Source organism: Pseudomonas sp. HLMP (assembly GCF_046365545.1).
GTDB classification, from domain to species: Bacteria; Pseudomonadota; Gammaproteobacteria; order Pseudomonadales; family Pseudomonadaceae; genus Aquipseudomonas; species Aquipseudomonas guariconensis_B.
Genome location: NZ_JBDLLR010000001.1, coordinates 3,022,694 through 3,042,019 on the forward strand (window position 1 = coordinate 3,022,694; position 19,326 = coordinate 3,042,019).

Below are 19,326 nucleotides of genomic sequence, written 5' to 3' on the forward strand. Positions count from 1 at the left end.
TCAGTGTCCTGCGCTGTAGATGGCATCCGGGTCCTTGAGGACCGGGTCGACGATTTTCCACTGGCCGTCTTCGAAGACGCGGTAGAAGCAGCTCTCACGACCGGTATGGCAGGCGATATGGCCCAGTTGCTCGACCATCAGGATGATCACGTCGGCATCGCAGTCCAGGCGCATTTCGTGCAGTTTCTGCACATGGCCCGATTCCTCGCCCTTGCGCCACAGTTTGCCACGCGAACGCGACCAGTAGATGGCGCGTTGCTCGGCGGCGGTGAGGGCCAGGGACTCGCGGTTCATCCAGGCCATCATCAGCACGCGCCCGGTCTTGTGATCCTGGGCGATCGCCGGTACCAGGCCATCGCTGTTCCACTTGATCTCGTCCAGCCAGTCTTTCATCGTCGACTCCAAAACCAGGCCCGCTCCCGTACCGGGCCCTTTGCGCTAGTGTGCCAGCCGGCAGCGCGGCTGGCTATCGGCGTACGATCAGGTACAGGCCCGCGGCCAGCATCAGCCAGGCCGGCCAGGCGCTCGGTGCGCTGAGGCTGACGGCTCCGGCGGCGAGCGTGGCGCCGCCAGCGAGCAGGCCGGCACCGAGCAGGCGCAGCGCCCAGCGGTCGCCCTGGCGGCGCCGCTCCGGCAGTTGCGGGTCGTGCAGGTGCGGTTGCGACAGGCGCTCGAGCAAGTCGCGGGTCATGTCGGCCAGGTGCGGCAGTTGCTCCACCTGGCTCTGCAGGTTGCCGAACACCGCTTTGGGGCTCATGCGCTCGCGCATCCAGCGCTCCAGGTACGGCTTGGCGGTGCTCCACAGATCCAGGTCGGGATACAGCTGGCGGCCCAGGCCTTCGATGTTGAGCAGGGTCTTCTGCAGCAGCACCAGCTGCGGCTGGACCTCCATGTTGAAGCGCCGCGCGGTCTGGAACAGGCGCATCAGCACCTGGCCGAAGGAGATGTCCTTGAGCGGCTTCTCGAAGATCGGCTCGCACACCGTACGGATCGCCGCCTCGAACTCGTTGACCTTGGTCTGCGCCGGCACCCAGCCTGAATCGATGTGCAACTGGGCGACGCGACGGTAGTCGCGCTTGAAGAAGGCGATCAGGTTGCGCGCCAGGTAATCCTGGTCCTCGGACGTGAGGCTGCCGACGATACCGCAGTCGATGGCGATGTACTGCGGGCTCCAGGGCTTGACCGTGCTGACGAAGATGTTGCCCGGGTGCATGTCGGCATGGAAGAAGCTGTCGCGGAACACCTGGGTGAAGAAAATCTCCACGCCGCGCTCGGCGAGCATCTTCATGTCGGTGCGCTGGTCGGCCAGGGTCGCCAGGTCGGTGACCGGTACGCCGTAGATACGCTCCATCACCAGCACCTTGGGTCGGCACCAGTCCCAGTACACCTGGGGCACGTACATCAGCTCGGAGCCTTCGAAGTTGCGCCGCAGTTGGCTGGCGTTGGCCGCCTCACGCAGCAGGTCGAGCTCGTCGTAGATGGTCTTCTCGTAGTCGCTGACCACCTCCACCGGGTGCAGTCGGCGGGCATCGGCAGACACCCGCTCGGCGCCCTTGGCGATCAGGAACAGCCAGGCCAGGTCCTGGGCGATCACCGGCTTGAGGCCCGGGCGCACCACCTTGACCACCACTTCCTCGCCGCTCTTGAGGCGCGCGGCATGCACCTGGGCCACCGAGGCCGAGGCCAGGGGCTCGACGTCGAAGCGGCTGAACACCTCGCCGACCTTGGCGCCGAGCTGCTCCTCGATCAGGGCGACGGCGTGCTGGGGGTCGAATGGTGGTACGCGGTCCTGCAGCAGCATCAGCTCATCGGCGATGTCGGTGGGTAGCAGGTCGCGGCGGGTGGACAGCAACTGGCCGAACTTGATGAAGATCGGCCCCAGGTCCTGCAGGGCCAGGCGCAGGCGCGCGCCGCGGCTGAGCTCGGAGGGCTTGCGTGGCAGCCAGCGCCAGGGCAGCAGCAGACGCAGGCTCATCAGCCACCAGGGCAGGGGCAGGTCGAACAGCAGGTCATCGAGGCGGTAGCGGATCACGACGCGCTGGATGCGCAACAGACGGCGGACGGCGAGCAGCTTCATGCGTTATCGCTGGTATCAAGGGATCGGGCGAGACGGCGCAGGCGCGCCTCGAGGCGTTCAGTGTCGACCTTCAGCGCATCGAGCTCGCTGAAGGCCGCTTCGGCTTCGCGCTGGCCGACCAGGGTACGGGATTCCTCCGCCAGGTACTCGGAGAGGTTCTGGGAGAAGCGTGCCAGGCCCTGGCGGGTCCAGCGGGCGCGCAGGCGCAGGTGGCCGGCGAGCAGCGAGGTGGCCACCGGGCCCAGCCAGCGCGACAGCTCGTATTCCCAGTCCAGCTCCAGGTCCTGCAGCACGCCGACCAGGTCCAGCAGCACGGCGCTATCGCCATGCAACTCGACCTGCGGGCTGTGCAGCACGGCGTTCTTGTCCCTGGCCAAGGCCAGCTGGGCCAGGCGGCCGGCGGGGGCGCGCAGGCTGCAGTCGACCTCGCCTTCCCAGTGGGCGGCGAGCATCAGGCCTTCGGCGTCGGGCAGGATGAACAGCTGCAGGGCCGGTTGCTGGCAGTCGATGGCGATCACCTTGCCCTCGAGCGCAGCCAGGCGCGGCAGCGCCGTGCTGTCCATGCGCAGGACACGGTTGAGCCCGTGCTCGACGCTGGCGAGCAGGCCGGCCAGGAGCATCAGGGCTTGATCCCCCGGTGCACGGCGACGATGCCGCTGGTCATGTTGTGGTAGGTGACGCGGTCGAAGCCGGCCTCGACCATCATGGCCTTGAGGGTTTCCTGGTCGGGGTGCATGCGGATCGACTCGGCCAGGTAGCGGTAGCTGTCGGCGTCGTTGGTGATCAGCTTGCCGGCCAGCGGCATGAAGGCGAACGAGTAGGCGTCGTAGGCGCGCGACATCAGCTTGTTGGTCGGCTTGGAGAATTCCAGCACCAGCAGGCGCCCGCCCGGCTTGAGTACGCGCAGCATCGAGCGCAGGGCATCTTCCTTGTGGGTGACGTTGCGCAGGCCGAAGGCGATGGTCACGCAGTCGAAGTGGTTGTCGGGGAACGGCAGCTTCTCGGCGTCGGCCTGGACGAACTCGATGTTGCCGGCCACGCCACGGTCGAGCAGGCGGTCGCGGCCGACCTTGAGCATCGATTCGTTGATATCGGCCAGCACCACCTGGCCGGTCGGGCCGACCAGGCGCGAGAACTTGGCGGCCAGGTCACCGGTACCGCCGGCGATGTCCAGCACCCGGTTGCCGCTGCGCACGCCGGACAGTTCGATGGTGAAGCGCTTCCACAACCGGTGCATGCCACCGGAGAGGACGTCGTTCATCAGGTCGTACTTGGCGGCCACGGAGTGGAAGACCTCGGCGACTTTCTTCGCCTTCTGGCTCTCGGGCACGTCCTGGTAGCCGAAGTGGGTGGTGGGTTCGGCGGGTTCGCCTTTGCGCTGGTCGTTCATATCGCTTCACCGAAAAAAATTACGGCCATTCTAGGGGCAACGGGCGGATTTGTCTTGGCGGGGTGTGTCGTGGGGCGGGCGCGGGCATAATGCGTTCATTGTCTTCATATCCAGGACCGCCCGCATGACCCAGATCAGCGTTGAACGCAAACACTCCCTCGGCCGCGAAGCCGCCCGGGCCAAGGCCGAGGCGCTGGTGGAAAGGCTCAGCCGCGAATACGACCTCAAGGCCACCTGGAACGGCGACCGCGTCGACGTGTCGCGCAGTGGTGCCAATGGCAGCGTGCATATCGGCGAAGACAGCATCCGTGTCGAACTCAAGTTGGGCATGATGCTGTCGATGCTCGGCGGAACCATCAAGGGCGAGATCGAGCGCGCGCTGGACAAGGCCCTGGCCTGACCCGGGCGGGCTACCAGCGACCAGCCGCAAGCTGCAAGATAAAAGCAAGGCGTGCACCATCCGTTTCTTCTTGCCGCTTTGTAGCTGCTCTTAGGGTGAGGATTCTAATTTTTCCCCCTACCTTGTGCTCAAGCCCTCGATCCCGGGGCCGTTTCTCCCTCCCTTTACGAGCATGAGGTGCAGCGCATGGCCAAAGTGAACCTGAAGAAAAAGGACGATGCCCCGGGCAATACCCTGGGCGAGGTGCGCGGCTACGCGCGCAGGATCTGGCTGGCGGGCCTGGGCGCCTATGCCCGCGTCGGCCAGGAAGGTTCGGAGTACTTCAAGGAGCTGGTCAAGGCCGGCGAAGGCGTCGAGAAACGCGGCAAGAAGCACATCGACCAACAGCTCGATGCGGCCAACAACCAGATCGACGAAGCGGGCGCGCAAGTGAGCCGCGTCAGAGGCCGGGTCGAGGTTCAACTGGACAAGATCGAAAAGGCTTTCGATACGCGGGTCGCCCGCGCCTTGAATCGCCTCGGCATTCCGTCTAAACATGACGTTGACGCGTTGTCCATCAAGCTCGAACAGCTGACCGAGTTGCTCGAGCGTGTCGCGCACAAACAATAAGGAGAGCAGGATGGCTGGCAAGAAGAGCACCGAGAAAGAAGGCAGTTCCTGGGTCGGCGGGATCGAGAAGTATTCCCGCAAGATCTGGCTGGCTGGCCTGGGTATCTACTCCAAGATCGACCAGGACGGTCCCAAGCTGTTCGAGTCGTTGGTCAAGGATGGCGAGAAGGCCGAGAAGCAGGCCAAGAAGAATGTCGACTCGGCCAAGGACAGCGCCAAGTCCGCGACTTCGTCGCGGGTCTCCGACGTGAAGGAGCGCGCACTGGGCAAGTGGAGCGAGCTGGAGGAGGCGTTCGACAAGCGCCTGAACAGCGCCATCTCGCGCCTGGGGGTGCCTAGCCGCAACGAGATCAAGGCCCTGCACCAGCAGGTCGACACCCTGACCAAGCAGATCGAGAAGCTGACCGGCGCTTCGGTGACCCCGGTTTCGGCCAAGAAGGCCGCTGCCGGCAAGAGCGCCGCCAAGCCTCTGGCCAAGGCAGCTAAACCTGCGACGAAGACGGCTGCGGCGAAACCGGCCAGCAAGGCGGCCAAGCCGGCGGCAAAACCTGCCGCGAAGACAGCGGCGGCCAAGCCTGCTGCCAAGGCTGCAGCCGCGAAACCGGCAGCGGCGAAGAAGCCTACGGTGAAAAAGGCACCGGCCAAGCCGGCGGCGACCAAGACTGCGGCACCGGCTGCCAGCGCGACCCCGGCCGCGACGCCGGCACCGAGCGCGGCCCCGGTCAGCAATACCCCGTCGGCACCGGTGAGCCCAGCCAACCAAGGCTGATGACCGCGTCGCCGTCTTCGCGAGCACCGGTGTATGGCAAGGGCGCGCTTCGCGCCCCATTGTCGGCAAGCCGGCTCCCACATGATCCTGCAAACCGCATCATTCGCGGTTGAGTCGGACCCTGTGGGGGGCAGCTTGCCGACAATGGGGCGCGAAGCGACCCCAAATGACTGACCAGCACCAGGGTGCCAGCCCAGCCACCGCAGGCCCAACGGCCTACCCCTCCAGATACTTCTCCGCCAATTGCTCCGCCGCCTTCTGCGCCGGCCCTTGCAGGTGCGGTGCCACCAGCATCATCACCTGGTACACCACGATCCCCACATCCCCCTCGCGCCCCAGCACCCGCTGGTAATCCAGGGAAAACATCAAGGTCAGGGTGATCTGCTCAACCAGTTGCCCCAGCGCCTGGGTCCCGCTGGTCACCAGCCCCTGGGCCTTGAGGCTGGCCAGCAGGGCGGCGAGAGTGCGCTTGAGGGCGTTGATCAGGCTGCGCATGCCACGGGCCAGCTTCGGCAGGCGGCCGGTCAGGTTCGACAAGTCCTGGAACAGGAAGCGGTACTGGGCCATGCGCTCGACGATCAGGTGCAGGAACAGCCAGTAGTCCTCGGCATCCAGGCGCACGTCCAGGGGCGGGTCGAGCAGGGGCACCAGCGCTTCCTCGAAACGCTCGAACAGCCCCAGCACCAGCGGCTCCTTGCCGTGGAAGTGGTAGTACAGGTTGCCTGGGCTGATGCCCAGTTCGTTGGCGATCTCCAGGGTCGAGACGTTGGGCTCGCCCTGCCGGTTGAACAACTGCAGGGCGCACTCGAGGATACGGTCGCGGGTTTTCATCGGTTCAGCGCGCCAGCACGTAGCTGCCTGGCGCGGGGCCCAGCACCGGGTAGGTGGCGTTGCCCAGCTCCACGCGCGGCGCCTTGAGGGGGCCGGAGCGTTGGCAGATCCACTCCAGCCACAACGGCCACCAGCTGCCGTCGCTGCGCGTGGCATCGTGGAACCAGGCCCGCGGGTCGCTGGACAGCCTGGAGTTATGCAGGTAGTAGGCCTTGGGGTTGCCGGGTGGGTTGATGATGCTCTGGATATGCCCGCTGTTGGCCAGTACGAAGCGCCGCTCGCCGCCGAGCAGGAGGGCCGAGCGGTACACCGCGTCCCACGGCGTGATGTGATCGTTGCTGCCGGCCACGGTGAAGCTGTCGATGGTGACCTGGCCGAGGTCGATCGGCGTGCCGCACACCTCCAGACCACCCGGCTGGGTCAGCGGGTTGAGCTTGAAAAAATCCAGCAACTCGCCATGCAGGGCGGCAGGCAGGCGGGTGTTGTCGGCGTTCCAGTAGAGGATGTCGAAGGCCGGCGGCGTCTTGCCGAGCAGGTAGTTGTTGACCCAGTAGTTCCAGATCAGGTCGTTGGGCCGCATCCAGGCGAAGATTCGCGCCACCTCGCCGCCGTCCAGCACACCGCGCTGGTACGAGCGACGCTTGGCCGCCTCGATGGTCTGTTCGTCGGCGAACAGGCTGGCGGGGCTGTCGAACTGACTGTCGAGCAAACTGACCAGGTAGCTGGCGCTGCGCACCCGGCGCAACTGGCGCTTGGCCTGCAGGTGGCCTAGCAGGGCGGCCATGGTCAGGCCACCGGCGCAGGCGCCCATGAGGTTGGGGTCGCGGTTGCCACTGATGCTGCGGCAGGCATTGAGCGCCTCTTCCAGCGCCTGCACGTAACTGGAGAACCCCCATTCGCGGTGGCGCGGGTCGGGGTTGCGCCAGCTGACCATGAACACCTGCAGGCCGTTCTTGAGCATGTACTGGACGAAGCTATTGTGTGGCCCGAGGTCGAAGATATAGAACTTGTTGATCTGTGGCGGTACCACCAGCAGCGGCCGGGCGTGCTGTTTCTCGCTCATCGGCTTGTACTGGATCAGCTCCAGCAGCTCGTTGCGAAACACCACCGCGCCCGGCGTGCAGGCCAGGTTGACGCCGACCTCGAAGGCGCGCTCGTCCACCTGGCGCGGCAGGCCGTCGTTGTGGCGCAGGTCGTCGAGCAGGTGGGCCAGGCCACGGACCAGGCTCTGGCCACCGGTGTTGAAGAGCTCCTTGACCGCCAGCGGGTTGAGCAGCGAGTTGCTCGGCGCCAGGGCGTCGTTGATCTGGTTGAACAAGAAGTGCGCCCGGGCACGGTCGTCATCGTCCAGCGAGCTTTCCTCGATCCACAGGCGGGTCTGCTTCTGCCAGGCCAGGTAGGCCTGCAGGCCGCGACGGTAGAAGGGGTTCTGGCTCCAGGTCGGGTCGCTGAAGCGGTTGTCGCGTGGGTGGGGCTGGTACGGAGTGTCGCCCAGCATCACTCGACCCAACTGGCCGCCCAGGGCCAGCAAATGATGGGCGGTGTGCAGCGGATTGCGCAGGCCAAGGCGGCCGACGTGGCGCAGGGTGGAGATCAGGTCGCGACCGCGCAGGCCGGCGATGGCGTTCTGTACATTGATCATCGTGGCGGGGACGGGGGGCACCCCTTTTGCCTTTTTGTCTTTCATGCCAACACTCCGTCGTCAGGCCATCATCCACAGGTTGTATCGAGCGCGCCCGGTGCGGCCTCAGCCACCGGAAGCGGGGCGGGGGTGCATGACCGCGCGCTGACGCTCTTGCTGGAGGAACTTCATGATGATCGGGGCGACGGCCTCGGCCCGGGTGATCAGGAACAGGTGGCCGTCGTCGATTATGTGTAGCTGGGCGTTGGGAATCCGCCAGGCCAACAGGCGCATGTTGATCAGGGGGATCAGCGGATCGTCGTCGCCGGCCAGCACCAGGGTGGGCTGGCGGATCTTGTGCAACCAGTGGATGCTGGTCCAGCCCAGGCCGGCGAACAACTGCCAGTAGTAGCCCATCTTGCCGCCGGAGCGCACCTTGGCGGCATGGTGCAGGGCCAGGTCGGGGTCGCGGCGAAAGCCACCGCCGTAGATCAACGGGGCGATGCGGATCACATGGGAGGGCTGTACGTAGCGCCGGGGGCTGGCCATCATCCACAGCACCTTGGGCTTGCCGGGCACCATGAAGGCGCCCGCGGCGGTGGCGGCCAGCACCAGCTTCTTGCAGCGCTCCGGGTAGTCATGGGCGAACTGCTGGGCCAGCGCGCCGCCCCAGGACACGCCGATGACATTGACCTGGCCGTAGTCCAGGTAATCGAGCATGCGCGCCGTCAGCTTGGCCAGGCCCGGGAAGCGATACGGGTGGCGGGGCGTGGACGAGCCGCCGACGCCCGGCACGTCGAAGGCGATGACCTCGATGTCCGGATCCAGCGCCTCGATGAACGGGAACACCAGCTCCAGGTTGGCACCGATGCCGTTGAAGATCAGCAAGGGCGTCAGGTGCGGCTTGCCTGGGCGGACGGCGGTGCGGATGGACTGGTTGTCCAGCTCGACGGTCCTGAAGATGTACGGTTGCGGCATGCACGGAACTCATGGGTGGGTGAAGCGCCATGGCCTGCGTGCGAGCGGCCATGGCGACGTGGTTCAACGCTCGTGGACGTAGGTCCCCGGCGCCGCCTCGCCTGCGGGATAGGCGCGATTGCCCAGGCGCGTGGGCGCTTTTTTCAGATCACCGGCACGCTCGCCCAGCCAGGCCTGCCAGTGCAGCCACCAGGAGTCGGCGTGCTTGACGGCATTCTCCTGCCAGGCCACTGGGTCGTCCGGGCGGTCCTCGCCGGTCATGAAGCGTGCCTTGGGGTTGCCCGGCGGGTTGAGAATGCTCTGGATATGGCCGCTGTTGGACAGCACGAACTCGATCTTGCCACCGAACAGGTGCGCCGAGCGGTAGCACGATTGCCAAGGGGTGATGTGGTCGGCGGTGCCGGCGACGCTGTAGATGTCGCACTGGACCTGCTTGAGGTCGATCGCCGTGCCGCAAACTTCCAGGGCGCCAGGGCGGGTCAGCGGGTTGTTCTTGAACATCTCGATCAGGTCGCCGTGGAAGGCCGCCGGCAGGCGCGTGGTGTCGTTGTTCCAGAACAGGATGTCGAAGATCGGGGGTTCGTTGCCGAGCAGGTAGTTGTTGACCCAGTAGTTCCAGATCAGGTCGTTGGGGCGCATCCAGGCGAATACCTTGGCCATGTCGCTGCCTTCCAGCACGCCGGCCTGGTAGGAATGGCGCTTGGCCGCCTCGAGGGTCTGCTCGTCGACGAACAGCGCGACCTGGGTATCCACCGTGGTGTCCAGCACGCTGACCAGCAGGGTGAGGGCGTTGACCTTGTGCTCGCCCAGTGCGGCGTAATGGCCGACCAGGGCGGTGCAGGTGATGCCGCCGGAGCAGGCGCCGAGCATGTTCAGGTCCTTGCTGCCGGTGATCGCCAGTACCGCGTCCACGGCCTCCTTGAGCGCGTCGATGTAGGTCGACAGGCCCCACTCGCGCTGGGCCTTGGTCGGGTTGCGCCAGCTGATGATGAAGGTCTGCTGGTTGGAGCGCAGGCAGAAGCGTGCCAGGCTCTTCTCCGGGCTCAGGTCGAAGACATAGAACTTGTTGATCTGCGGCGGCACCACCAGCAGTGGGCGGGCGTGCACCTGCTCGGTGATGGGGCGGTACTGGATCAGTTCCAGCACGTCGTTGCGGTAGACCACCGCGCCTTCGCTGGTGCCCAGGTTCTTGCCCACCTCGAAGGCGTCCATGTTCACCTGGCTGGGCATGCCGCCGTTGTTGACCATGTCCTTGGCCAGGTTGGACAGGCCGTCCAGCAGGCTCTTGCCGCCGGTTTCGAAGAAGCGCTTGACCGCGGCCGGGTTGGCCAGGGTGTTGGTCGGTGCCATGGCCTCGGTCATCAGGTTGATGACGAACTGGCCGCGGCTGATGTCCTGGGGCGAGAGGTCGCTGTTGCCGATCCAGTCGTGCAGCTCCTTGCGCCAGGCCAGGTAGGTCTGCAGGTAGCGGCGATAGAGCGGGTTCTGGCTCCAGGCCGGGTCGTTGAAGCGACGATCGTCGCCCTCGGGGCGCAGGGCGGACTTGCCCAGCAGGACGTTCTTCAATTCCAGGCCGAAATGCGCCACGTGCTTGGCGCTGTGCAGCGGTTGGCGAACGGCTTGGCGCAACACGGTGCGTGCCGATGTCAGCAGGTCCTTGCGGCGGATGCCGATGACCGGGTTCAGGCCCAGGGTGTTTTCCGAGGCTTGCCGCTGCAACTCATCGTTGTTCTTGTTACTCATCTACGACGCTCCGTTGTCCTGAGACGAGTACCGGTTGGCTGTGGCGGGTACACAGACGATTGCCCGGTACTGCTGCTCGGGTGACCAGTGATAAGAAACAGCGGTGCTGCGGGCCGGATGCATTCGGCGATGAGCTGCGGGTTTCTCTGCGTGTGAAGACAGCCTGCTTTCGCTCGCGACCTCTACATACCGGCCAAGCCCTGCCCGTGCTCGAGACGGTGCAGGAAACTTGCCAGCTCCATTGGTTACCCGACTTTCATGTAATGCGCAAGACAGCCCTTCACTGAGCCGTCAATCAGGCATTCAAGCAGATGCGTTTAGAAAATGCGCTCTAAAGCCTGGGGGCCTTGAGCTAGAGCATTAGTTTCACCACCGACTCGGACGGGTCGCGCGACTTGCCGGCCTTGTGCAGTTCATCGAGGTACTCGGCCCACAGCTGTTCCTGGCGCAGGCACAGCTGTTCGAGGTATTCCCAGGTGAACAATCCGCTGTCATGGCCGTCGTCGAAGGTCAGTTTCAGTGCATATTGGCCAGCCGGCTCCAGGCCCGTCAGGCCGACGTTGAGCTTGCCGTATTGCAGGATCGGATTGCCGTGGCCCTGGACTTCGGCGGAGGGGGAGTGCACGCGCAGGAATTCGGCGGGCAGGTGGTAGACCTCATCGGGGCCGTAGGTGAGGGTGAGGGTCCTGGAGGCTTTGTGCAGGTTGATGGCGGTGGGCAGGCGGGCCATGGGCTTCTTCTCTTGGGGCTACAAGCTTCAAGCTTCAAGCTACAAGAGGCGATATTCAAGCCACCGCGAAAAAATCATGCGGTCGCGTAGCTGCAAGCGAAGGAGATCAGCTTGCAGCTTGCCGCTCGAGGCTTCAGAGGATGTAGCGCGACAGGTCTTCGTTCTGCGCCAGCTCACCGAGGTGGCTGTTCACGTAGGCCGCATCGATACGGATCGGCGCTTCGTCGTGGGCGCTGGCCAGGTCGCCGGCGCTGAACGACACCTCTTCGAGCAGGCGCTCGAGCAGGGTGTGCAGGCGGCGGGCACCGATGTTCTCGGTCTTCTCGTTGACCTGGTAGGCGATCTCGGCCAGGCGCTTGATGCCGTCGGCGGCGAACTCGATGTTCAGGCCTTCGGTCTTGAGCAGTTCGCGGTACTGCTCGGTCAGCGAGGCGTGCGGCTCCTGCAGGATGCGCTCGAAATCTTCCGGGGTCAGCGCCTTGAGCTCGACGCGGATCGGCAGGCGGCCTTGCAGCTCGGGCACCAGGTCGCTCGGCTTGCTCAGGTGGAAGGCGCCGGAGGCGATGAACAGGATGTGGTCGGTCTTGACCATGCCCAGCTTGGTGTTGACGGTGCAGCCCTCGATCAGCGGCAGCAGGTCGCGCTGCACGCCCTCGCGGGAGACATCGGCGCCGCCGACGTTGCCGCGCTTGGCCACCTTGTCGATCTCGTCGATGAACACGATGCCGTGCTGCTCGACCGCTTCCAGGGCCTTGGCCTTGAGCTCTTCCTCGTTGACCAGGCGGCTGGCTTCCTCGTCGCGGACCATCTTCAGCGCTTCCTTGACCTTGAGCTTGCGTGCCTTGCGGCGGCCCTTGCCCATGTTGGCGAACAGGCTCTGCAGCTGGTTGGTCATTTCTTCCATGCCGGGCGGGGCGGCGATCTCGACACCCACGGATTCGGCCACTTCGATCTCGATTTCCTTGTCGTCCAGCTGGCCTTCGCGCAGGCGCTTGCGGAACAACTGGCGGGTGTTGGAGTCGGCGCTCGACTGCGATGCCTCCTCGGTGAAGCTGCTGACCCGGGCCTGGGGCAGCAGGGCGTCGAGGATGCGGTCCTCGGCGGCGTCCTCGGCGCGGTGGCGCACGCGGATGATCTCCTGCTCGCGGAGCATCTTCAGCGCGGCGTCGGCCAGGTCACGGACGATCGACTCGACATCGCGGCCAACATAGCCAACCTCGGTGAACTTGGTCGCCTCGACCTTGATGAACGGCGCGTTGGCCAGTTTGGCCAGGCGGCGGGCGATCTCGGTCTTGCCGACGCCGGTGGGGCCGATCATCAGGATGTTCTTCGGCGTGACTTCGCTGCGCAGTTCGGCAGGCAGCTGCATGCGCCGCCAGCGGTTGCGCAGGGCGATGGCCACGGCGCGCTTGGCGTCGTCCTGGCCGATGATGTGGCGGTTGAGTTCGTGGACGATTTCGCGGGGGGTCATGGACATGATGAATATGGTCCTCGGGCGGCGTGATCAGCGTGGAAAAGTCCCGCTGCGAGCGGGACGCCAGAACAGCTGATCACTCGGCCAGGTCCTGCTCCTCGATGGTCAGGTTGTGGTTGGTGAACACGCAGATGTCGCCGGCGATGTTCAGGGCGGTCTCGGCGATTTCGCGGGCCGAGAGGTCGGTCTTGTTCAGCAGGGCGCGGGCTGCGGCCTGGGCGTAGGCGCCGCCGGAGCCCATGGCGATCAGGCCGTCTTCGGGTTCGACCACGTCGCCGTTGCCGGTGATGATCAGCGAAGCGTCCTTGTTGGCGACCGCGAGCATGGCTTCCAGGCGGCTCAGGGAACGGTCGGTGCGCCATTCCTTGGCCAGTTCGACGGCGGCGCGTATCAGGTGGCCCTGGTGTTTCTCCAATTGGCCTTCGAACCGCTCGAAGAGGGTGAAGGCGTCGGCGGTGGCACCGGCGAAGCCGGCGATGACCTGGCCGTGGTACAGGCGACGGACCTTCTTGGCGTTGCCTTTCATCACGGTGTTGCCGAGGGAAACCTGGCCGTCGCCGCCCATGACGACTTTGCCGTGGCGGCGAACTGAAACGATGGTAGTCAAGGGAGAGTCTCCACGCAGCGGGGCGAAAATGCCTGTTGCAGACTCATATGGGGGGAGGGGGGAGCAGTTTCAAGCGCCAAGCTACAAGCGGTGAGAAAAAGCGGATCGGTGGAGGCCCTGCTTTCTCTCTTGCCGCTTGTAGCTCGCAGCTTACGGTTGGCTCTCGTGGCAGAGGTGCCCATCGACCAAGGTATAACGCACCGCACCCGGCAGGCAGTGGCCGATGAACGGGCAGTTCTCGCCGCGCGAGTACCATTGCTCGCCGGCCACGGTCGAGGCCTTCGGATCGAACAGCACCAGGTCTGCCGCGGCGCCTACCTTCAGTTCACCGGCGGGCAGGCGCAGGGCTGCCGCCGGGCCGCAGGTCAAGCGGGCCAGCAGGGTCGGCAGGTCGAGCAGGCCGTCCTCGACCAGGGTCATGGCCAGCGGCAGCAGCAGCTCGACGCTGCTGATGCCCGGCTCGGTGGCGCCGAACGGCGCCAGCTTGGCGTCGCGCTCATGGGGTTGGTGGTGGCTGGAGATCGCCTGGATCACCCCGGCCTTCACCGCCTCGCGCAGGCCGTCGCGGTCAGCGGCGGTGCGCAGCGGCGGTTGCACGTGGTACAGGCTGGAGAAGTCACGCAGGGCCTCGTCGGTAAGAATCAGCTGGTACAGGGCCACGTCGGCGGTGACCGGCAGGCCCAACTGCTGGGCCTGGGCGATCAGGCGCGCGCCGCGGGCGCTGGTGATCTGCGTGAAGTGCGCGCGCACGCCGGTCTGCTCGACCAGCAGCAGGTTGCGTGCCAGGGCCACGGTTTCGGCAGTTTCCGGGATGCCCGAAAGGCCGAGGAAGCTGGCCATGGCGCCTTCGTGGGCCAGGCCGCCCTGGGCCAGGTCGCGGTCCTGGGAGTGGAACACCACGGTAAGGTCGAAGGTGGCGGCGTACTCCAGGGCACGTACCAGGGTGCGGTTGTTGGCGATGCCCTGCAGGCCGTTGCCGAAGGCCACGCAGCCCGTGTCGCGCAGCGCCACCAGTTCGGCCAGTTGCTCGCCCTCCAGGCCCTTGGTCAGGGCGCCGATCGGGTAGACCTTGCTGTTGCCGGCCTCGCGCGCACGGTCGAGGATCAGCTCGGCGACTGCCGAGGTGTCCAGCACCGGGCGGGTCAGCGGCGGGCAGCACAGGCTGGTGACGCCACCGGCGACGGCGGCGCGGGTCTCGCTGGCGATGTTGCCCTTGCGGCTGTAGCCCGGCTCGCGCAGGGCGACGTCGAGGTCGACTAGGCCAGGAGCGGCGACCAGGCCATCGGCCTGGATCGTGCGGCTGGCGCTGAAGCCGGCCGGTGCGGCGCCGATGGCCTGGAGGCGGCCGCCGTCCAGGTGCAGGTCGGTGATCTGGTCCAGGCCGCTGTTGGGGTCGATGACCCGGGCGCCAAGAATGCTGATGCTCACAGGGCGTTCTCCTGGTCGAGTTGACGTTGCGCGGCCTGGCCGCTCATGGCCATGGACAGCACGGCCATGCGCACGGCGATGCCGTAGGTGACCTGGTTGAGGATCACCGACTGGGCGCCGTCGGCCACCGCCGACTCGATCTCCACGCCGCGGTTGATCGGCCCCGGGTGCATGACGATGGCGTCGGGCTTGGCGGCGGCCAGGCGCGCGGTGGTCAGGCCGAACAGGCGGTAGAACTCGCCTTCGCTGGGCAGCAGGCCACCGGCCATGCGTTCACGCTGCAGGCGCAGCATGATCACCACGTCGACGTCCTTCAGGCCTTGGGCCAGGTCGCTGTAGACCTTCACGCCGTATTGCTCGACGCCCACCGGTAGCAGGGTCTTCGGGCCGATCACGCGGATGTCGGGGCAGCCAAGGGCCTTGAGTGCCAGCATGTTCGAGCGGGCCACCCGCGAATGCAGGATATCGCCGACGATGGCCACCGAGAGGTTCTCGAAGCTGCCCTTGTGGCGACGGATGGTCAGCATGTCGAGCATGCCCTGGGTCGGGTGCGCGTGGCGGCCATCGCCGCCGTTGATCACCGCCACGTCCGGGCACACGTGCTCGGCGATGAAGTGCGCAGCGCCGGAGTCGGAGTGGCGCACGACGAACATGTCGGCGGCCATGGCCTCCAGGTTGCGCAGGGTGTCGAACAGGGTCTCGCCCTTGCTGGTCGAGGAGGTCGACACGTTCAGGCTGATCACGTCGGCCGACAGGCGCTGGGCGGCCAGTTCGAAAGTGGTGCGGGTGCGGGTCGAGTTCTCGAAGAACACGTTGCACACGGTCTTGCCGCGCAGCAACGGGACTTTCTTCACGGCCCGGGCGCCGACTTCCAGGAAGGAGTCGGCGGTGTCGAGGATCTCGGTCAGCAGTTCGCGGGGCAAACCGTCGAGCGAGAGAAAGTGGCGCAGCTGGCCCTGGTCATTGAGCTGCAGCGGGCGCTTGGCGTCGAATGGCGTCATCGCGAGGGACTCTTAAAGGGCGGAAGCGGTGGCGAGGTCCTGGCGCTCGAGGGCGAGCGGTGCGGGTCCGGTCAATTTTACCCGTTCATTGGGCGCCAGTGACAAGGTAGCGCCGAGCACGTTGGGGCGGATCGGCAGTTCGCCGGCATCCAGGTCGAGCAAGCAGACCAAGGTCACGCTGGCCGGACGGCCGTAGTCGAACAGTTCGTTGAGGGCGGCGCGGATGGTGCGACCGCTCATCAGCACGTCGTCCACCAGCACCAGGTGCTGGCCCTCGACCTCGAAGGGCAGCTCCGACGGGCGTACCTGCGGGTGCAGGCCGTTCTGGCTGAAGTCGTCGCGGTAGAAGGACACGTCCAGGGTGCCCAGCGCGCTGCTGTCGCCCAGTGCCTGCTGCAGGGCCTGGGCCACCCACACGCCGCCGGTGCGGATGCCGATGAAGCGCGGCTCGGCGATGTTGCGACGGGCCAGGTGGGCGCGAAGGTCGACGGCCATCTGCCGGATCAGGTCGGCGGGATTGGGTAGGCTCATTGCGTGCTCCTCGGGGCGCCGGGTTGGCCCGGCTGCAAAGCGGATGGGTTAGTGCCCGGTGTTGGCCTCCAGCCAGCCTTGCAGGAGCAGGGCGGCGGCGATGGCGTCGACCGGGTTGTCGCGGTAGCTGCCGCGCTGACCACCGCGGGCCAGGCGTTCGCCCTTGGCCTCGAAGGTGGTCAGGCGCTCGTCGTGGGTGTGCACCGGCAGGTTGTAGCGGCCGTGCAGGCGGCGGGCGAATTTCTCGGCACGGGCGCTCATCTCGCTGGGCGTGCCATCCATGTTCAGCGGCAGGCCGACGACGATGGCGTCGGGTTTCCATTCGTCGATCAGTTTTTCCACCTGGGCCCAGTCCGGCACGCCGTTCTGCGCCTTCAGGGTGCACAACTCGCGGGCCTGGCCGGTGATCACCTGGCCGACGGCCACGCCGATCTGTTTGCTGCCGTAGTCGAAGCCCAGCAGCAGGCGCAGTTCGGCCATCAGGCGTGGCCCGCCTGGCTGGTCAGCAGGCTGAGGTTGATCCCCAGGCTGGCGGCGGCAGCCTCCAGGCGCAGGTCGCTGGCCAGGCCGAAGATGATTTCCGGGTCGAACGGGCAGTTGAGCCAGGCGTTGTCGGCAAGCTCGGCCTCCAGCTGGCCGGCTTCCCAGCCGGCGTAGCCCAGGGTGATCAGGCTGCGCTTGGGGCCGATGCCGTCGGCGATGGCGAACAGCACGTCCTGGGAGGTGGACAGCGACAGCCCCTGCAGCTCGACGGTGGCCTGGTAGCTGCATTCGCTGGTGTGCAGCACGAAGCCGCGGTCGGTCTGCACCGGGCCACCCTGGTAGATCGGGATCTGCAGGGTGCTGACGGGCGGCTCTTCGTCCGGGCGCAACTGCTCCAGGATGTCGGCCAGGTTCAGCTCCTGCGGGCGATTGACCACCAGGCCCATGGCGCCGTTGGCGTTGTGCTCGACGATGTAGGTCAGGGTCTGGGCAAAGTTCGGATCGGCCATGTGTGGCATGGCGATCAGGAACTGATGCTTGAGGTAGCTCGGGTTGAGGGTTTTCATGGGTGATAGTGTGGCGTCAGGTGGGCTTGGCTTCAAGCTCCACCACGTTTCGAGCTTCAAGCTAGTTGCTGGACAACCGGTCACCGCGGGCGAAGCGCCAGGTGCGGATGATTTCCAGCCGGTCGAACTCCGCCAGGTCGCCGGTGAACGGTGCGAACGGCGCTGCCAGACGGACGATACGCTGGGCCGCCTGGTCGAGCACCGGCTGGCCGGAGGACTCCAGGACCAGCACCTCGTACAGCGAACCGTCGCGGTTGATCGACACCATCATCCGCAGGTTGCCGTAGATCTGCTGGCGGCGGGCCTGCTCGGGGTAGTTGAGATTGCCGACCCGCTCGACCTTCTTGCGCCACTCCTCCTTGTACCAGGCACCCTTGTCGCGCATCGTCGAGGCCGCGTTGAGGCGGTGGATGCGCGGGCGCTTGGCGTACAGCTGCTGCTCCTGGGACAGCTCCGCCTCGAGGCTGGCGATCTGGCTGGACAACTGCGAACTGTCGAACTCCGGCACCGCCGCCTGGGGCTTGGGCCGCGGCTTGCTTTCCTTGGGCTTGGGCTCCACCTTGTGCGGCTTGGGTGCCTGGGTGGCCACCGCGGATTTTTTCGGCGCAGGTGGCGTCTCGGGTCTGGCCGCCGGCGGCGGGGTGATCTTGTTGATCTTGCTGTCCTGGAACGGCGCGACCTCGGTGGTCTTGGGCACCGCCTTCTTCTCCAGGGTGCCACTGCCCTGCTGGTCGTCCTGGGCCTGGAAGTCAGCCTTCTGCGGCGGCTTCTCGCTCTTGAAGGTGGCCAGGGTGATGTCCATGGTGTGGCGGATTTCGGCCGGCTTGACCACGGTGAAGCCCACGCCGAGGATCAGTGCCAGGTGCACCAGCGCAGCCAGGAACAGGGTGAAGCCGAGCCGGTCCACCGGGCGAACGCGGGGTGGCAGCAGGTCGGCGGGGATGTCGGCGGGCAACGTCATCAGGTATCCACAGTCAGCTTCGAGCTAGAGCTGCAAGCTTCAAGTAGCGGCGGCCAGGCGCAGGCCCGCGTTTTCTTGCGGCTTGCAGCCCGAAGCTTGCGGCTGCGTATCATACCCCACTGCGCGCGTTTGCTCCGCGTCGGTGGTCAGTGCGCCTTGAGCTTGCGATCAATGGCGTCCATCAGTTGGGCGCCGATGCGGGTGTCGTAGGCGGCGTCGATCTCGCGGATGCAGGTCGGGCTGGTGACGTTGATCTCGGTGAGGTAGTCGCCGATCACATCCAGGCCGACGAACAGCAGGCCCTTCTCGCGCAGGGTCGGGCCGACCTGGGCGGCGATCCAGCGGTCGCGCTCGCTCAGCGGGCGGGCCTCGCCACGGCCGCCGGCGGCCAGGTTGCCACGGGTCTCGCCGCTGGCCGGGATGCGCGCCAGGCAGTAGGGCACCGGTTCGCCGTCGATCATCAGGATGCGTTTGTCACCGTCCTTGATCGCCGGCAGGAAGGCCTGGGCCATGATCTGCTGGCTGCCGTGCTGGGTCAGGGTCTCGAGGATCACCGAGAGGTTGGGGTCGCCCGGGCGGTGGCGGAACACCGAGGCGCCGCCCATGCCGTCCAGCGGCTTGAGGATCACGTCGCCATGGGTGGTGGCGAACTCACGCAGGATGTCGGCGCGACGGCTGACCAGGGTCGGCGCCATGCACTGCGGGAAGCGCGTGGCGAACAGTTTCTCGTTGCAGTCGCGCAGGCTCTGCGGGCGGTTGACCACCAGCACGCCCTCGGCCTCGGCCTGCTCCAGCAGGTAGGTGCTGTAGACGAACTCCATGTCGAAGGGGGGGTCCTTGCGCATCAGGATCACGTCGAGCTCGGCCAGGGCGCAGTCCTGCTCCTCGCCCAGCTCGAACCAGCGGGCCGGGTCGGCGAACACGGTCAGCGGGCGCATCTGCGCACGGGCCTGGCCGGCGCCCAGGTAAAGGTCACGCTGTTCCATGTAGAACAGGGTCCAGCCGCGCTCCTGGGCCGCCAGCAGCATGGCCAGCGAGCTGTCCTTCTTGTAGGAAATGGACGCGATGGGGTCCATGACAATCCCGAGGCGAACGCTCATGGGTGAATTCCTCTTGGCGGCACCTGG

General features: G+C 66.2%; 21 protein-coding genes. 3 read left to right on the top strand and 18 right to left on the bottom strand.

Annotated elements, in window-relative coordinates; translation table 11 throughout:
* From hisI to ubiE, 4 genes are all read right to left on the bottom strand, one after another.
* On the bottom strand, positions 1-393 hold the full coding sequence (gene hisI / locus ABFA30_RS14140) for a phosphoribosyl-AMP cyclohydrolase (protein WP_225788830.1): 393 nt from the start codon (positions 391-393) through the stop codon (positions 1-3).
* Positions 394-466: 73 nt separating this feature from the next.
* Complete coding sequence (gene ubiB / locus ABFA30_RS14145) at positions 467-2,077, bottom strand: ubiquinone biosynthesis regulatory protein kinase UbiB (protein ID WP_225788831.1); 1,611 nt, start codon at positions 2,075-2,077, stop codon at positions 467-469.
* Positions 2,074-2,697, bottom strand: a complete 624-nt coding sequence (locus ABFA30_RS14150) for an SCP2 domain-containing protein (RefSeq protein ID WP_225788832.1) — start codon at positions 2,695-2,697, stop codon at positions 2,074-2,076. Before ABFA30_RS14150 ends, ubiB begins: the two co-directional genes overlap by 4 nt.
* A complete protein-coding gene (gene ubiE / locus ABFA30_RS14155) occupies positions 2,697-3,467 on the bottom strand; it encodes a bifunctional demethylmenaquinone methyltransferase/2-methoxy-6-polyprenyl-1,4-benzoquinol methylase UbiE (RefSeq protein ID WP_225788833.1) in 771 nt (256 codons plus the stop codon). Before ubiE ends, ABFA30_RS14150 begins: the two co-directional genes overlap by 1 nt.
* Positions 3,468-3,591: 124 nt before the next feature.
* Here ubiE and ABFA30_RS14160 point away from each other — a divergent pair, with 124 nt between their 5' ends.
* The 3 genes from ABFA30_RS14160 to ABFA30_RS14170 all read left to right on the top strand — a co-directional run bounded on the left by ABFA30_RS14160 (position 3,592) and on the right by ABFA30_RS14170 (position 5,245).
* On the top strand, positions 3,592-3,867 hold the full coding sequence (locus tag ABFA30_RS14160; RefSeq protein ID WP_225788834.1) for a polyhydroxyalkanoic acid system family protein: 276 nt from the start codon (positions 3,592-3,594) through the stop codon (positions 3,865-3,867).
* Positions 3,868-4,053: 186 nt separating this feature from the next.
* A complete protein-coding gene (locus ABFA30_RS14165; protein WP_225788835.1) occupies positions 4,054-4,476 on the top strand; it encodes a phasin family protein in 423 nt (140 codons plus the stop codon).
* Between the two features lie 10 nt (positions 4,477-4,486).
* Positions 4,487-5,245 carry a phasin family protein gene (locus ABFA30_RS14170; RefSeq protein WP_225788836.1) on the top strand — a complete coding sequence of 253 codons (759 nt, stop codon included), beginning with the start codon at positions 4,487-4,489 and terminating at the stop codon, positions 5,243-5,245.
* A 216-nt stretch (positions 5,246-5,461) separates the two neighbouring features.
* Here ABFA30_RS14170 and ABFA30_RS14175 read toward each other — a convergent pair whose 3' ends face one another.
* From ABFA30_RS14175 to gshB, 14 genes are all read right to left on the bottom strand, one after another.
* Positions 5,462-6,076, bottom strand: coding sequence for a TetR/AcrR family transcriptional regulator (locus ABFA30_RS14175; protein ID WP_225788837.1), 615 nt, complete (start codon positions 6,074-6,076; stop codon positions 5,462-5,464).
* 4 nt (positions 6,077-6,080) lie between these two features.
* Entirely contained in the window at positions 6,081-7,763 is a 1,683-nt protein-coding gene (gene phaC / locus ABFA30_RS14180; protein ID WP_225788838.1) for a class II poly(R)-hydroxyalkanoic acid synthase, read from the bottom strand.
* A 60-nt stretch (positions 7,764-7,823) separates the two neighbouring features.
* Positions 7,824-8,675: a poly(3-hydroxyalkanoate) depolymerase gene (gene phaZ / locus ABFA30_RS14185; protein ID WP_225788839.1), complete on the bottom strand. Its 852-nt coding sequence runs from the start codon at positions 8,673-8,675 to the stop codon at positions 7,824-7,826.
* Between the two features lie 63 nt (positions 8,676-8,738).
* Positions 8,739-10,418 carry a class II poly(R)-hydroxyalkanoic acid synthase gene (gene phaC / locus ABFA30_RS14190; RefSeq protein WP_225788840.1) on the bottom strand — a complete coding sequence of 560 codons (1,680 nt, stop codon included), beginning with the start codon at positions 10,416-10,418 and terminating at the stop codon, positions 8,739-8,741.
* 352 nt (positions 10,419-10,770) lie between these two features.
* Positions 10,771-11,148, bottom strand: coding sequence for a gamma-butyrobetaine hydroxylase-like domain-containing protein (locus ABFA30_RS14195; protein WP_225788841.1), 378 nt, complete (start codon positions 11,146-11,148; stop codon positions 10,771-10,773).
* A gap of 133 nt (positions 11,149-11,281) precedes the next feature.
* Positions 11,282-12,625 (bottom strand): ATP-dependent protease ATPase subunit HslU, encoded by a 1,344-nt coding sequence (gene hslU / locus ABFA30_RS14200; RefSeq protein WP_253080920.1) that lies wholly within the window; start codon positions 12,623-12,625, stop codon positions 11,282-11,284.
* 73 nt (positions 12,626-12,698) lie between these two features.
* Positions 12,699-13,229: an ATP-dependent protease subunit HslV gene (gene hslV / locus ABFA30_RS14205; RefSeq protein WP_043207181.1), complete on the bottom strand. Its 531-nt coding sequence runs from the start codon at positions 13,227-13,229 to the stop codon at positions 12,699-12,701.
* A gap of 150 nt (positions 13,230-13,379) precedes the next feature.
* Positions 13,380-14,657 (bottom strand): dihydroorotase, encoded by a 1,278-nt coding sequence (locus ABFA30_RS14210; RefSeq protein ID WP_225788843.1) that lies wholly within the window; start codon positions 14,655-14,657, stop codon positions 13,380-13,382.
* Positions 14,654-15,658 carry an aspartate carbamoyltransferase catalytic subunit gene (locus tag ABFA30_RS14215; RefSeq protein WP_225788844.1) on the bottom strand — a complete coding sequence of 335 codons (1,005 nt, stop codon included), beginning with the start codon at positions 15,656-15,658 and terminating at the stop codon, positions 14,654-14,656. Before ABFA30_RS14215 ends, ABFA30_RS14210 begins: the two co-directional genes overlap by 4 nt.
* Before the next feature lie 12 nt (positions 15,659-15,670).
* Complete coding sequence (gene pyrR / locus ABFA30_RS14220) at positions 15,671-16,189, bottom strand: bifunctional pyr operon transcriptional regulator/uracil phosphoribosyltransferase PyrR (protein WP_225788845.1); 519 nt, start codon at positions 16,187-16,189, stop codon at positions 15,671-15,673.
* Between the two features lie 48 nt (positions 16,190-16,237).
* Positions 16,238-16,669 carry a Holliday junction resolvase RuvX gene (ruvX, locus tag ABFA30_RS14225; protein ID WP_225788846.1) on the bottom strand — a complete coding sequence of 144 codons (432 nt, stop codon included), beginning with the start codon at positions 16,667-16,669 and terminating at the stop codon, positions 16,238-16,240.
* A complete protein-coding gene (locus ABFA30_RS14230) occupies positions 16,669-17,238 on the bottom strand; it encodes a YqgE/AlgH family protein (protein ID WP_225788847.1) in 570 nt (189 codons plus the stop codon). The genes ruvX and ABFA30_RS14230 overlap by 1 nt, the downstream gene beginning before the upstream one ends.
* A gap of 61 nt (positions 17,239-17,299) precedes the next feature.
* A complete protein-coding gene (locus ABFA30_RS14235) occupies positions 17,300-18,199 on the bottom strand; it encodes an energy transducer TonB (protein ID WP_225788848.1) in 900 nt (299 codons plus the stop codon).
* A gap of 146 nt (positions 18,200-18,345) precedes the next feature.
* Positions 18,346-19,299, bottom strand: a complete 954-nt coding sequence (gshB, locus tag ABFA30_RS14240) for a glutathione synthase (protein WP_225788849.1) — start codon at positions 19,297-19,299, stop codon at positions 18,346-18,348.
* Positions 19,300-19,326: the final 27 nt, after the last annotated feature.